General features: G+C 72.2%; 15 protein-coding genes and 1 pseudogene. 9 read left to right on the plus strand and 7 right to left on the minus strand.

Going from position 1 to position 12,854, the window contains the following annotated elements; genetic code table 11:
* Positions 1-55: 55 nt before the first annotated feature.
* On the plus strand, positions 56-751 hold the full coding sequence (locus GKC29_RS01005; RefSeq protein WP_155329024.1) for a cellulose binding domain-containing protein: 696 nt from the start codon (positions 56-58) through the stop codon (positions 749-751).
* A gap of 44 nt (positions 752-795) precedes the next feature.
* Entirely contained in the window at positions 796-2,661 is a 1,866-nt protein-coding gene (locus GKC29_RS01010; RefSeq protein ID WP_155329025.1) for an intein-containing Rv2578c family radical SAM protein, read from the plus strand.
* A 13-nt stretch (positions 2,662-2,674) separates the two neighbouring features.
* Here the strand turns inward: GKC29_RS01010 and GKC29_RS30415 are convergent, their stop codons facing one another.
* The 3 genes and pseudogenes from GKC29_RS30415 to GKC29_RS01015 all read right to left on the minus strand — a co-directional run.
* Positions 2,675-2,929: a zinc ribbon domain-containing protein gene (locus tag GKC29_RS30415; protein ID WP_370463292.1), complete on the minus strand. Its 255-nt coding sequence runs from the start codon at positions 2,927-2,929 to the stop codon at positions 2,675-2,677.
* The gene (locus GKC29_RS30420; protein ID WP_370463293.1) at positions 2,898-3,179 is read right to left on the minus strand and encodes a transposase; all 282 of its coding nucleotides are present in this window, start codon (positions 3,177-3,179) and stop codon (positions 2,898-2,900) included. Before GKC29_RS30420 ends, GKC29_RS30415 begins: the two co-directional genes overlap by 32 nt.
* 19 nt (positions 3,180-3,198) lie before the next feature.
* Positions 3,199-3,918, minus strand: a pseudogene (locus GKC29_RS01015) (RNA-guided endonuclease InsQ/TnpB family protein); the annotation flags it as partial.
* A gap of 35 nt (positions 3,919-3,953) precedes the next feature.
* On the opposite strand from GKC29_RS01015, the gene GKC29_RS01020 reads away from it, so the two are divergent.
* The 3 genes from GKC29_RS01020 to GKC29_RS01030 all read left to right on the plus strand — a co-directional run bounded on the left by GKC29_RS01020 (position 3,954) and on the right by GKC29_RS01030 (position 5,391).
* Positions 3,954-4,124: a type II toxin-antitoxin system prevent-host-death family antitoxin gene (locus GKC29_RS01020; RefSeq protein ID WP_155329026.1), complete on the plus strand. Its 171-nt coding sequence runs from the start codon at positions 3,954-3,956 to the stop codon at positions 4,122-4,124.
* Positions 4,125-4,232: 108 nt separating this feature from the next.
* Positions 4,233-4,955 (plus strand): hypothetical protein, encoded by a 723-nt coding sequence (locus GKC29_RS01025; protein ID WP_155329027.1) that lies wholly within the window; start codon positions 4,233-4,235, stop codon positions 4,953-4,955.
* Between the two features lie 22 nt (positions 4,956-4,977).
* Entirely contained in the window at positions 4,978-5,391 is a 414-nt protein-coding gene (locus GKC29_RS01030; protein ID WP_155329028.1) for a CoA-binding protein, read from the plus strand.
* A gap of 52 nt (positions 5,392-5,443) precedes the next feature.
* Here GKC29_RS01030 and GKC29_RS01035 read toward each other — a convergent pair whose 3' ends face one another.
* Entirely contained in the window at positions 5,444-6,640 is a 1,197-nt protein-coding gene (locus GKC29_RS01035; RefSeq protein ID WP_155329029.1) for an acyl-CoA dehydrogenase family protein, read from the minus strand.
* 172 nt (positions 6,641-6,812) lie between these two features.
* Here GKC29_RS01035 and GKC29_RS01040 point away from each other — a divergent pair, with 172 nt between their 5' ends.
* Positions 6,813-7,286, plus strand: a complete 474-nt coding sequence (locus tag GKC29_RS01040) for a DUF4190 domain-containing protein (RefSeq protein WP_155329030.1) — start codon at positions 6,813-6,815, stop codon at positions 7,284-7,286.
* A 69-nt stretch (positions 7,287-7,355) separates the two neighbouring features.
* On the opposite strand, the gene GKC29_RS01045 is transcribed toward GKC29_RS01040, so the two are convergent.
* The gene (locus GKC29_RS01045; protein ID WP_155329031.1) at positions 7,356-8,243 is read right to left on the minus strand and encodes an SDR family NAD(P)-dependent oxidoreductase; all 888 of its coding nucleotides are present in this window, start codon (positions 8,241-8,243) and stop codon (positions 7,356-7,358) included.
* A gap of 119 nt (positions 8,244-8,362) precedes the next feature.
* Here GKC29_RS01045 and GKC29_RS01050 point away from each other — a divergent pair, with 119 nt between their 5' ends.
* Positions 8,363-8,905 carry a DUF4190 domain-containing protein gene (locus tag GKC29_RS01050; RefSeq protein ID WP_155329032.1) on the plus strand — a complete coding sequence of 181 codons (543 nt, stop codon included), beginning with the start codon at positions 8,363-8,365 and terminating at the stop codon, positions 8,903-8,905.
* Between the two features lie 61 nt (positions 8,906-8,966).
* Here the strand turns inward: GKC29_RS01050 and GKC29_RS01055 are convergent, their stop codons facing one another.
* Positions 8,967-9,923 (minus strand): CoA ester lyase, encoded by a 957-nt coding sequence (locus tag GKC29_RS01055; RefSeq protein ID WP_155329033.1) that lies wholly within the window; start codon positions 9,921-9,923, stop codon positions 8,967-8,969.
* 130 nt (positions 9,924-10,053) lie between these two features.
* Here GKC29_RS01055 and GKC29_RS01060 point away from each other — a divergent pair, with 130 nt between their 5' ends.
* On the plus strand, positions 10,054-10,878 hold the full coding sequence (locus GKC29_RS01060; protein ID WP_155329034.1) for an SDR family NAD(P)-dependent oxidoreductase: 825 nt from the start codon (positions 10,054-10,056) through the stop codon (positions 10,876-10,878).
* Positions 10,879-11,026: 148 nt separating this feature from the next.
* On the plus strand, positions 11,027-11,746 hold the full coding sequence (locus GKC29_RS01065; protein WP_155329035.1) for a GNAT family N-acetyltransferase: 720 nt from the start codon (positions 11,027-11,029) through the stop codon (positions 11,744-11,746).
* A gap of 94 nt (positions 11,747-11,840) precedes the next feature.
* On the opposite strand, the gene GKC29_RS01070 is transcribed toward GKC29_RS01065, so the two are convergent.
* A complete protein-coding gene (locus tag GKC29_RS01070; RefSeq protein WP_155329036.1) occupies positions 11,841-12,806 on the minus strand; it encodes a DMT family transporter in 966 nt (321 codons plus the stop codon).
* Positions 12,807-12,854: the final 48 nt, after the last annotated feature.

Genomic DNA, 12,854 nt, shown 5'->3' on the forward strand with positions numbered 1-12,854 from the left:
CGGAGAACTGAAGGGTAAGGACTTGCCGGCATCACCGCGCGAGCCACGGCGGACCGTGGCCATCATCATTCTCGACTGGCTCATGGCCACGGCCGGATCCGTCGCGCGCGCCCTGGGCGGCCGGGACGGCTCCCGTGCCGGGTGGGTCGCCGTCGGCGCGGCGCTGGGCGTCATGGCGGCGACGGTGGTGTCGGTCGTCCTGGTGCTGCGCGCGCCGGAGCGACTGGCGCCGGTGGCGCTCGACCCACCGCCGGACGTGACCGTCGTCGAGCCGCCGCCGGCCGGGACGCCCGGGCGGAGGGCGAGCCCCGCCTCGACCCGGCCGGCACCGACCTGGAGCGGCCCCTCCCGCACGCCGCCACCGGCCAGCCCTTCGGCCACGCCGGCGCCGTCCTCGGCGCCGGCCGCTCCCCCGGCACCCGTCGCGCTGACCGCGGCGTTCGCCGTCACGGACACCGCCCTGCTCAGCTACCGGGCCGCGGTGACGATCGGCAACCCGGGCAGCGGTCCGGTGCCGGGCTGGACGCTGGTGATCACGCTGCCGGAGGAGTCGCTCCACGTCACGGCCGTCGAGGGCGCGCGGGCGAGCCGCGACGGCGCGAACTGGACGTTCGTACCGGACGGACCCGGCGGGCAGGTGCCCGGCCAGGGCTCCCTACGTGTGTCGTTCCGGGTGAGCGGCTCCTCCGTCAGCTCGTTGCCGACGGCCTGCACGATCGACGGCGCAGCCTGCACCGGGCTCTCCGACTGACCGGCGGTCCTTGCGTACGGCTCGTACACGTGTTCGAATAGGGCATGCGCTGGGACAACCTCTCCGCTCCCCCGGACGAGGGGCGTCCCGACGGGCCAGCGCCAGCGACGCCACCCCTGCCGCTGGCGCTGCCCGGCGCGGTCGCCCGCACCTTCGACACGCCCGGTTTCGCCGGCATGACCTTCTACGAGGTGCGGGCCAAGTCGATCATCAATCGAGTGCCCGGCGCCTCCCGCGTTCCCTTCGAGTGGACGATCAACCCGTACCGTGGCTGCAGCCACGCGTGTGTCTACTGCGTGTCGGGCGACACCCCGATCCTCATGGCCGACGGCCGGCAGCGGCAGCTTCGCGACGTGGAGATCGGCGACCGGATCTTCGGCACCGAGCGCCGGGGCGGGCGTCGCCGCTACGTCGTCACGACCGTGCGCGCCAAGTGGTCCACCGTCAAGCCGGCGTACCGGTTGACGCTCGACGACGGCACGACCCTGGTGGCGAGCGGCGACCACCGGTTCCTCTCCGACGAGGGCTGGCGGTACGTCGCCCCGGGCGCGGGTCGCCGGCGGCGGCTGGTCCCGGGCGAGCGGCTGCTCGGCACCGGCTCGTTCGCCGAGGGCCACAAGGACTCGGCGGACCACGACCGCGGGCACCACCATGCGACGTCGGCCGGCCGGCCACCTCCTCCGGGCCGAGCCGGTGACCGGGCCGAGAAGCCGGACGCGCCGACCGACGAGTGGCTCCTGGGGCTGCTGGCCGGGGCGTACGACCGGGCCGGCCGGTCCAACAGCGGCGCGCTGCGCATCGGCCTGCCGGACGGCGACCTGTTCCACGACGTCACCGCGGCTCTCGAGCACTTCGGCTTCACGTTCGTCCGGGAGGACCACAACCTTCCCGGTGGGCCCCGCCAGCTCCGGTTGACCGGCGGGCTCCGCGAGCGCCTGCGGTTCCTGCACCTGACGGGGGCCTCGTCGGGCCGTCTGGTCGAGGGGGCGCCGGTGCCCCGCGTCACGGCGCCGCGCGTGACCGCCGTCGAGCCGCTCGGTGTGGAGTTGCCCCTGTTCGACATCACCACCGGCACCGGGGACTTCATCGCCAACGGGGTGGTCAGCCACAACTGCTTCGCCCGCAACACCCACACCTACCTCGACCTGGACGCGGGCGCGGACTTCGACCGCAAGGTGATCGTCAAGGTCAACGCGGGTGAGCTGGTCCGTCGCGAGCTGGCCGCGCCGCGCTGGCGCGGCGCGCACGTCGCGATGGGCACCAACGTGGACTGCTACCAGCGCGCCGAGGGCCGCTACCAGCTCATGCCGCAGATCATCGGCGCCCTGCGGGACTTCGCCAACCCGTTCTCGATCCTCACCAAGGGCACCCTGATCCTGCGCGACCTGTCCCTGCTGCGCCAGGCCGCCGAGGTGACCCGGGTCGGCATCTCGTACTCGGTCGGCTTCGTCGACGAACGCCTGTGGCGGGCGGTCGAGCCGGGCACGCCGAGCCCCCGCCGCCGGCTGGACGCGGTCCGCCGGCTCACCGACGCCGGCTTCGCCGTCGGGGTGCTGATGGCGCCGATCCTCCCCGGGCTCAGCGACGACGACGAGTCGATCGACGCGACCGTGTCGGCGATCGCCGCCGCCGGCGCCGCCAGCGTGACGCCGCTGGCGCTGCACCTGCGCCCCGGCGCCCGGGAGTGGTATGCGCGCTGGCTCGGCCGCGAGTTCCCCCACCTGGTGCCCCGCTACCGGGAGCTCTTCCGGTCCGGCGCGTACGCCCCGCAGTCGTACCAGCGGGAACTCACCGCCCGGGTGCGGATCGCGGCACGCCGGCACGGCCTGCACCGGGGCGAACGCGGCGACAACCGCCAACGTCCCGACCCGGCACCGCCGCCGGCACCCGAGCAACTGTCGCTGCTTTGACGTTCTCTCTGCCCTAAAGGACCGAGATTCCCTCCACGCTGCGCGTGGAACACGCGGCGTCCGGGTGGATTACCGCTTCGCCGCGCGGTGCCACCATCGCTGATGGTCTGACCCGCGCTCCACGGTCGTTTAGGCTCTCGGCGCGTCCCGCCGCGAGCACGTTCATGGCCGCGTTGACGTCTCGGTCGTGGGCCGCTCCGCACGTGCAGTCCCACGACCGGGTCGACAGATCCAACTTATCGGTGATCCGGCCGCAGTCGGAGCACATGCGGGTGGGACGGGAAGAACCGGTCCACCCGGGCGAAGGTGCGCCTGTACCGGGTGGCCTTGTACTCCAGCATGGCGATGAAGCGGGCCCAGCCCGCATCGTGTACCGACTTGGCGAGTCGGGTCCGGCCGAGACCGGCCACGCACAGGTCCTCGACGTACACCGCTTGGTTGTCGCGGATGATCGCCGTGGACAGCTTGTGCTGCCAGTCCCGCCGGGTGTCGGCCACCTTCGCATGTGCCTTCGCCACCTTGACGACAGCCTTTCTGACGGTTGTTGCTACCCCGCTGCTTGCGGGACAGGTCTTGCTGCAACCGGCGCAGCTTGCGGGCCGCGCGGCGCAGGAACTTCGGTGCGGCGATCTTCGTGCCGTCCGACAGCACCGCGAAGTGCGTCAGGCCCAGGTCGATACCGACCTCCGCCTCGTTTGACGGCAATGTCTCGTCCTCGGCGGTCTGCACAACGAACGACGCAAAGTACCGGCCCGCCGCATCCCGGATCACTGTCACGGACGACGGTTCGGCCGGGAGGTTGCGCGACCAGCGGACCGGTACGTCGCCGATCTTCGGCAACCGAAGGCGGCCGTTGTCGAGCACCGCGAACCGGGCGTTACGGGTGAAGCGGATGGCCTGCCGGTTGTCCTTTCGGGAGCGGAACCGTGGCGCAGCCACCTTGCGGCCCTTGCGCTTGCCCATGACCGAGTTGAAGAAGTTGCGGTACGCGCTGTTCAGATCCGCCATAGCTTGCTGCAACACCACCGCCGACACCTCACCCAGCCACGCCCGCTCGGGGGTGCGCTTGGCCTCGGTGATGACCCGCTTCGACAGCTCGCCGTCCGACAGGTACGGCTCACCGTTCTTTCGGGCCTCCTGACGTGCGCGCAGCCCGTCGTTGAACGCCACCCGCGCGCACCCGAACGCCCTCGCCAACGCTTCCTGTTGCCCGAGCGCCGGGTAGACGCGGTAGTTGTATCGAAGCCGCAGCTGCACGTACAGCAGAGTACAGCGGAGTACGATCGCTGGTCATGAGCGACACGACCGAGGTCCGCGCGAGCGACCTTCGACAGAACCTGGCTGACATGCTGAACGACGTCGCCGTGCACGGCCGCATCGTCTATGTGACCCGCAACGGCCGCCGGATCGCCGCACTCGTCCCCGTGCCCGCGGCCGAGCAGATCGAGAAGCCACCGGTCTAAGGCACGGCCCGAGCCTTGACGACCCTCCCCACCCGGGCCTACACCCCCCGCCCTGAAGCGCGGAGCACTGGCCGCCTCCTGGTAGCGGACCGCCGCTACGCTGCCGGCGTGCGGGAGATCATCGACGCCGCCCTGCGGCGACAGCGCCGCGCCGCCACGGGCGCCGTGATCCTCGGCGCCCTCCTCGGGCTTCTCTGCCTGTTGTGGAAGGACGACCCGGCCCGGCTCCTGCCGACGGCCGCCCCGCTGGCCGCGCTGTTCGCCTACTACGGATTCTTCCGTCGGCCGAGCCGGGCCGGGCTACGACAGGCACCCGACCGGTCCGCGTTCTACGCGCCGCCGCGCGGTGCGGTGACGTTCGTGTCCGTGTTCCTCGCGTGGCTGCCCTTTCAACTCGCCTGGTACGGCAGCCGGTGGGAGCGGGACGCCTTCGGGTGGATGTTCCTGCTGGGCTCGGTGGCCGCCATCGCCGTGTTCGGGCACCGGCAATGGACACGGCTCCCGATGCTCCGGATCACCCCCGACGGCGTCGCCTCCGACGGGCCGCAGCGCGCCATGGTCGTACCCTGGTCGGCGCTGGACCCCCTCGGGCCGCCGCCGGCGACGGAGCACGACAGCGAGCTCCGCCTGCCCCTCGCCCGCCCCGAGCAGGCGACCCGACGCCGCCGTCGGCGGGCCGAGGAGCGGGTGTGGCTGCGCGACCTCGACGTGGCACCACCGCACCTGGCCGCCGCGATCAACCATTACCTGCGCCACCCCGAACACCGCGCGGCGATCGGGACGCCGGAGGAGTACGCGCGGCTGCGTCGTGCGCTCGGCGGCGCGTCCTGACCGTCGGAGTTAGAGTCGGCGGGTGCGCTCTCCTCAGCAGATCCTCGCCGACTCCGCCGTGATCGCCGTCGTGGGCGCGTCCCGCGACCCGCGCAAGGCCGCGCACAGCGTCCCGTTACAGATGCAGCGGTACGGCTGGCGCATCATCCCGGTCAACCCGACGGCTGACGAGTTGTTCGGCGAGCGGGTCTACCGTTCGCTGGCCGACATCCCGCACCCGGTCGACCTGGTGGACGTGTTCCGGCCGGCCGAGGACGCGGTGGAGGTCGTCCGGGAGGCGGTGGCGATCGGCGTCCCGGCGGTCTGGTTGCAGCTCGGCATCGTGAGCCCGGAGGCGCGCCGGGTCGCGGAGGAGGCCGGCGTCGACTACGTCGAGGACCGCTGCCTGGTCGTGGAACGCGCCGCCGCCGGCCTGAACCGTCAGCCGCCGCGTTAAGAAGGGACCCCTCCTCTACCGGAGGCGTTGAGAAGGGGCCCTTCCTTTCACCTCAGAGCTTGTACTCCTTCAGGAGGCCGCGGGAGATGATGGTCTTCTGGATCTCCGAGGTGCCCTCGCCGATGAGCAGGAACGGCGCCTCCCGCATCAGGCGCTCGATCTCGTACTCCTTGGAGTAGCCGTAGCCGCCGTGGATGCGGAACGCCTCCTGCACCACCTCGGCGCAGTACTCGGAGGCGAGCAGCTTGGCCATGCCGGCCTCGACGTCGTTGCGCTGGCCGGCGTCCTTGAGCCGGGCGGCGTTGACCATGAGCGCGTGCGCCGCCTCGATCTTCGTACCCATCTCGGCGAGCTTGAACGCGACCGCCTGGTGCTTCGCGAGGGGCTGGCCGAAGGTGCGGCGCTGCTGGGCGTACGCGACGGCCAGCTCGAACGCCCGGATCGAGATGCCGCAGGCGCGGGCGGCCACGTTGACCCGGCCGACCTCGATGCCGTCCATCATCTGGTAGAAGCCGCGGCCGACCTTCTCCTCCCCGCCGAGCACGGCGGAGCCGGGAACGGTCACGCCGTCGAGCACCATCTCGGTGGTCTCGACGCCCTTGTAGCCCATCTTGTCGATCTTGCCGGGGATGGTGAGGCCGGGGGCGGTCTCGCCGAAGCCCGGCTCCTTCTCCAGCAGGAAGGTGCTCATGTTGCCGTAGACCGAGTCGGCCCCGGTGTCGGTCTTGACCAGCGTGGCCACCACCGAGGAGTACGCCCCGTTGGTCAGCCACATCTTCTGGCCGTTGATGACGAAGTTGTCGCCCTGGCGGACCGCCTTCGACTTGATCGCGGAGACGTCGGAGCCGCACTCCGGCTCGGACATCGAGAAGGCGCCGCGCACCTCGCCGGTCGCCATCTTCGGCAGCAGCCGGGCCTTCTGCTCCGCCGAGCCGTGCTGGGAGATCAGGTACGCCACGATGAAGTGGGTGTTGACGATGCCGGAGATCGACATCCAGCCCCGCGACAGCTCCTCGACCACCAGGGCGTAGGTGAGCAGGGACTCGCCCAGGCCGCCGTACTCCTCGTCGATGGTCAGGCCGAACAGGCCCATCTCCCGCATCCCGTCGAGGATGTCGGTCGGGTACTCGTCGGCGTGCTCCAGCCGCTGGGCGTGCGGGATGATCTCCTTGTCCGCGAACTCCCGGACGGTTTCCAGGATCGACCGCTGCACGTCGGTCAGGCCGGGTGTCTGGGCGAGTCGGGCCATCTCAGCCTCCGGGGGGATCGGCGCATTACTCATGGGTAACTGAACGCTGGGTCAGTATCGGCCGCGCGGGCGGCGCCGCCAAGGTGACCAGTCCACACAACCGCTGTGAAAAGGTTCACCGCTCGGGGTAGCGTCCGGCAATAGGGACGTGATCCGGCAGGAGGAGGAGACCGTGAGCCAACCGCCGCCCCCGGATCCCGACCGGCCGCCGTCGCCCTGGGAGCAGCCCGCGCCGGGCCCGGAGTCGCCCCAGGGGTACGACCCCAACCAGCCGCCCCCACCGCCACCGCCACCCGGGTACGACCCCTACCAGCCGCCACCGTCCTACGGGCCTCCTCCGGGCGGCCAGCCGTACGGGCAGCAGTGGGGCGCGCCACACGGCGGCTACGGGCCGCCCCCCGGCGGGGGCCGGGGGATGAACGTCCTGGCCGTTCTCTCGCTGGTGTTCGCCTTCGTGTTCGCGCCCGCCGGAATCGTGCTCGGCCACCTGGCGAAGCGGCAGATCAGCACCAGCGGCGAGGAGGGCGACCAGCTGGCCACCTGGGGGCTCATCCTCAGCTACATCTTCACCGGGCTCGGCGTGCTCGTCTGCTGCGGATGGATCGCGCTGTTCGCCATCGCCGGCAACGACGGGATGACGTACTGACGCCGGAGCCGCCATCGGGCTGCGGCCCGGCCGGCTGGGCGGGCCGCGCCGACGACGGCTCCGGCACGGTCAGCGGAACTGCGCCTCGCGGACGCTGTTGCCGCCGTCCACCACCAGCATCTGGCCGGTGATGTACGAGGCAGCCGGCGAGCAGAGGAAGGCGATCGCCGCCGCCACCTCGTCCGGCGTGCCGGGACGGCCGACCGGAGTGCCCAGGCCCTGCTTGATCTCCGCCATCGTCGACGCGGCGGTGTGGATGGTGCCGGGGGCGACGGCGTTCACGGTCACCCCGTCGGCGATCATCTCCATCGCCAGCGCCCGGGTCAGCCCGACGACACCGGCCTTCGCCGCCGCGTACGCGGCCTCGGTCGGCAGGGCGTTGACCGGCCCGGCCGTCGCCGCCAGGTTGACGATCCGGCCCCAGCCCCGCTCCGCCATCCCGCCGATGAACGCCCGGCTGCACAGGAAGGCCGTGGTGAGGTTGCGGTCGATCTCGCCCCGCCACTCGTCGTAGCTGAGCTGGGCGACCGGCCGCAGCACCTCCGGGCTCGCCCGGCTGGCCAGGCCCGCGTTGTTGACCAGCACCTCCACGTCACCGAGCTGCTCGGCGACGGCGTCCGCCAGCGCACCGACCTCCGACTCGTCGGTGAGGTCCGCGACGAAGCCGGTGACCCCCAGCTCGCCGGCCCGCTCGTGGATCCGCCGCGTGGTGGAGACGATGGCGACCCGGGCGCCCAGGTCGGCGAGGCGACGGGCGGTCGCGTACCCGATGCCGTCCGGGCTGCCGGCCCCGGTGACCAGCGCGACCTTGCCGTCGAGCCGCATCGTGACCGGCTCCGGCAGGGCAGCCGGCTCGTCGTGGTCGGCTGGGCCGGTCGCCAGCCGGCTGCGGCGGGCCAGGCCGGGACGGCTCGCGTCCCGTCTCGGTCGGCTGCCGGCTCTCGCGTCAATCGCCATGCCAGGATCCTGCCCGGTCACCGGGGTCCGGGCAACGCGGCACCCGGTGGCGGCGTCCTCGCATTTGCGTCCGGCTGATTACTCTGACGGCTCACCCGCACCTCGATGGAGAGCAGACGATGAGCTATCCCCCGCCGTCCGGCGGCTGGCAGGACCCGGCGTGGTCCGGTCAGCAGCCGACGCCTCCGGCCGACCCGACCCTCCCGGTGAGCGGTCAGCCCATTCCCACCCAGCCGACCGGCGGCGACCCGTACGCGCCGACTAACCCGTACCCGGGCATGCCCGGCGACCCGTACGCGGGCGTCAAGCAGACCTCGGGCCAGCCCGCGCCGGGCCCGTACGCCCCCGGCGGTTACCCGCCGCCGGCGCACCCCGGCTACGGCTACCCGCCACAACGGACGAACACCATGGCCATCGTGGCGCTGGTGCTGTCGCTCGTGGGTATCGCGTCCTGCATCACCGCGCCGATCGGGGCCATCCTCGGCCACGTGGCGCGCAAGCAGATCCGGCAGACCGGCGAGGGCGGCGAGGGCATGGCGAAGGCCGCCATCATCGTCGGCTGGATCCTGACCGGTCTCCTGGTGCTGCTGATCGCCTTCTACGTGGTGGTGATCATCTTTGCCATCGCCTCCGAGGGCGGCAGCAGCGGTAGCAGCTTCTGAGCGGCACGGAAAGCAGCGTGCCGCCCCGGTGGACACCGGGGCGGCACGCGGACGGAAGCGACTACTCCGAGGGCGGGGTGAACGTCGAGGTGCGGCTCATCCCGGCCGCTCGGCCCTTCGCCGCGATCACCAGCGCCATCTTGCGGGACGCCTCGTCGATCATCTCGTCGCCGAGCATCACCGCGCCGAGCCTGCCGCCCGCCTCCGAGGTGTAGTGCTCGTACGCGTCGAGGATGAGCTCCGCGTGGTCGTAGTCGGCCTGGGCCGGCGAGTAGACGTCGTTGGCCGCGTCGATCTGGCCCGGGTGCAGCACCCACTTGCCGTCGAAGCCCAGCGCGGCCGAGCGCTTGGCCACCTCACGGAAGGCGTCGACGTCCCGGATCTGCAGGAACGGGCCGTCGATGGCCTGCTTGTCGTGCATGCGGGCGGCCATCAGGATGCGCATCAGGATGTAGTGGTAGGGGTCGCCCGGGTAGTCCGGGATCAGCGCGCCCACCACCAGCGACTTCATGTTGATCGAGGCCATGAAGTCGGCGGGGCCGAAGATGATGGTCTCCACCCGGGGCGACGCGGCGGCGATCGCGTCGACGTTCACCAGACCGGCCGCATTCTCGATCTGCGCCTCGATGCCGATCCGGCCGACCTCGAGGCCGAGCGTCTTCTCCAACTGGGTGAGGGTCATGTCCAGCCACTGCACCTGGGCGGCGTTCTGCACCTTGGGCAGCATGATGCAGTCGAGGTTGGCGCCGGCGCCCTCGACGATGTCGATGACGTCCCGGTACGTCCACGGCGTGGTCAGGTCGTTCACCCGGACCACGCGGGTCTTTCCGGCCCAGTCGCCCTCGTTGAGCGCGGCGACGATGTTCTTGCGGGCGTCCGGCTTCGCGAGCGGGGCGACCGCGTCCTCCAGGTCCAGGAAGACCTGGTCAGCGGGGAGGCCCTGAGCCTTGCCCAGCATCTTGACGCTGGAACCCGGTACCGCGAGGCAGGACCGGCGGGGGCGACCGACTGCGGCCATGGATGCGCTCCTTCCAGCGTGCGGCGGGCACGCCGACGCCACCTGAACGTGAGATTCCGAGAACTTAACGATCCCAAAGGGCGTTGTGACGCCACGGTAACCTCGTGCCGTGACCGGGGTGAATGGACCTGTGGAAGATCTCACTGGGCGTCGGCTGGTGGTGGTGACCGGGGCGAGCTCCGGCATCGGCCTCGCAGCCGCCGTCGACCTGGCCGCCCGGGGCGACCAGGTGGTGCTCGTCGGGCGCGACCCCGCCCGCCTCCAAGCCGCCGCCGAGCAGGTGCGGGACGCCGCCGGCGAGCGTCCCGAGCTGTTCCGGGCCGACTTCGCGGTCCTCGACGACGTGCGAGGGCTGGCCGAACGGCTGCGCGCCGCGTACGACCGCATCGACGTCCTGGCGAACAACGCCGGGGCGATCGTGCTCCAGCCGATCACCACCGTCGACGGGTACGAACTGTCGATCCAGGCGAACCACCTCGCGCCGTTCCTGCTGACGAACCTCCTGCGCGACCGGGTCGGCCGGATCGTCGTCACCGCCTCGGGCGCGCACCGCAGCGGCTCGCTCGACCCCGACGATCTCAACCGGCCGCTGCGCCGCTACCGCCCGATGAACGCCTACGGCACCAGCAAGCAGGCCAACATCCTCTTCACCGCCGAAGCGGCACGGCGCTGGCCGGACATCCCGGCGTACTGCTTCCACCCGGGCGTGGTGCGGACGCGGTTCGGCAACGACAGCCGGATGGTCGCGCTCGGCATGCGCCTGCTGCCGTTCCGCAGCCCGGAGAAGGGCGCGGAGACCCTGGTCTGGCTCGCCAACCAGGACCCGGACCGGCTGCGCAGCGGCGCGTACTACATGGACCGCCGGCTGCGCCGCCCGCTACCCAAGGCGGCCGACCCGCAGCTCGCCGCCCGGCTCTGGACGGCCAGCGCCAAGGCTGTCGGCGTCGGCGAGTAGGCGGCCCGACGTCCCAGCCCGGTGTTGTACCCGGACGAAGCTCCAGCTCCCCCGGGCGTCGTCCGGGCCCGCCGCGAGCCGACAGATGACCGGCGCGACAGGCCTTGGCGGGTTGCCGCGTCGCGCCGGCGCTGCGATGCTCCGCCGCATGACTTTCCCGGGGAGCGACACGATCCAGGTGCTCGGTGCGGACAAGGAGCTGGAGGAGCGGCTCAGCGCGGAACTGACCGCGTTCAACAACCGGGCGACCGGGGCGGCGGACGAGACCGACATGTCGGTCCGGGTGACCGACGCCGACGGTGAACTGGTCGCCGGGTTGACCGGCTGGAGCTGGGGCGACTGCGCCGGGATCAACATGGTCTGGGTCCGCGAGGACCGCCGGAGCGAGGGCTGGGGCGGCCGGCTGCTGCGCGCCGCCGAGGAGGAGGCCCGCCGGCGCGGCTGCACCCAGATGTCGGTGTCGTCGTTCTCGTTCCAGGCGCCGGAGTTCTACCGCCGGCACGGCTACCTGGACACCGGGCGCCGCGAGGGCATCCCCGGCGGGAACGTCGACCACCACTTCTGGAAGTCGCTGGTGACCGACCCGGCCGCCGCGGTGCGCCTGGTCGCGCTGGTGGAGCTGCCCCCCGGCGCGGTCGAGGAAGGCCGGGCGTACGAGGACCGGGTGCTCGGCCTGCTGGGGCGGCACGGCGGGCGGGTGGAGCGCCGGCTGCGCACCGGTGACGGGCGTACCGAGGTGCACGTCATCCGGTTCGACACGCGGGCGGGCTACGAGTCCGCCCTGGCCGACCCGGAGCGGCTCGCGCTGCGGGCCGCCCTCGGCGACGCCGCCCCGACGACCCGGGTCCTCGAGGTCGAGGAGGTCTGACCGCAACCGGTGAGGTGGCTCGCGACCCGCGCACCGTCACGGACGGGCCGAGCCGGGCAGCCGAAGCGGCGGGAACGGCGCCGCCGGACGGACGTCAGTCCGGTACGGGAGCGGCGTCCGCGGGGACGGTGGGCGCGGCCGAGGTGGCCCGGATGCGGCGGGTCCGGGCCCCACCGAGGATCACCACCGCGACCCCGGCCAGGAGCAGGGCCAGGCCGGGCAGCGCGAGGGTACGCGGCAGCTGATCCAGCCACACCCAGCCGATGAGCGCGGCCCCGGGGGCCTCCAGCAGGATCAGCACGCTGACCGTGGTCGCCGACACCCGGCGCAGGGCGTAGTTGAACATCGAGTGCCCGAGCAGTTGGGCGCCGGCCACCAGGGCCAGCACGACGAGCCAGGTGGTGGCGTCGAAGCCGGTCACCGGCACGCCGCCGACCAGACACACCACCAGCAGCAACGCCGCACACACCCCGTAGCAGATGGTCGTGTACGTGGTGGTGCTCACCGCCGTACGGGCGCGCTCGCCGAGCGCGGTGTAGACCGCCGCGAACATGCCGCCCGTCACGGCGAGCAGGTCACCGGCGAAGGCGGGGCCGGACACGGCGAAGTCCGCCCCGGTGGCCAGGGCGGCGCCGGCGACCGACACACCGATGCCGATCCACACCGTCACCGGCAGCCGGCGCCCCTGCGCCCGGGCGATCAGTCCCTGCCAGACGGGCTGGGTCGCGACCAGCGTGGTGGCCGCCGCGACCGAGGTGAGCTGCGCGCTCGGCATCCACGTGGCGAAGTGCGCGGCGAGCGCGACACCGGAGAGTACGCAGTACCAGCCCTCGCGCCGGCCGCCACGCGCGGTCAACGCCCGAAACTCCGCCCGCCGCCGCACCAGTGCGACCGGACCGAGTAGGGCCGTCGAGAGCAGGTTGCGCCAGAAGGCGATCGCGAGGGCCGGCGCGGCCGCGAAGGCGACCAGGGGCGCGGACGACGACACGGCCACCACGGCGAGCGCGAGCGCCCCGAACGTCAGCGGGTCCGGTGCCGGGCGGTGCGGTGCGGAGGACACGGGGAGAAATAGTCACACAACTTCGGTAACAACCGACGGTCAGCGCCC

Source organism: Micromonospora sp. WMMC415 (genome assembly GCF_009707425.1).
Taxonomy (GTDB): domain Bacteria; phylum Actinomycetota; class Actinomycetes; order Mycobacteriales; family Micromonosporaceae; genus Micromonospora.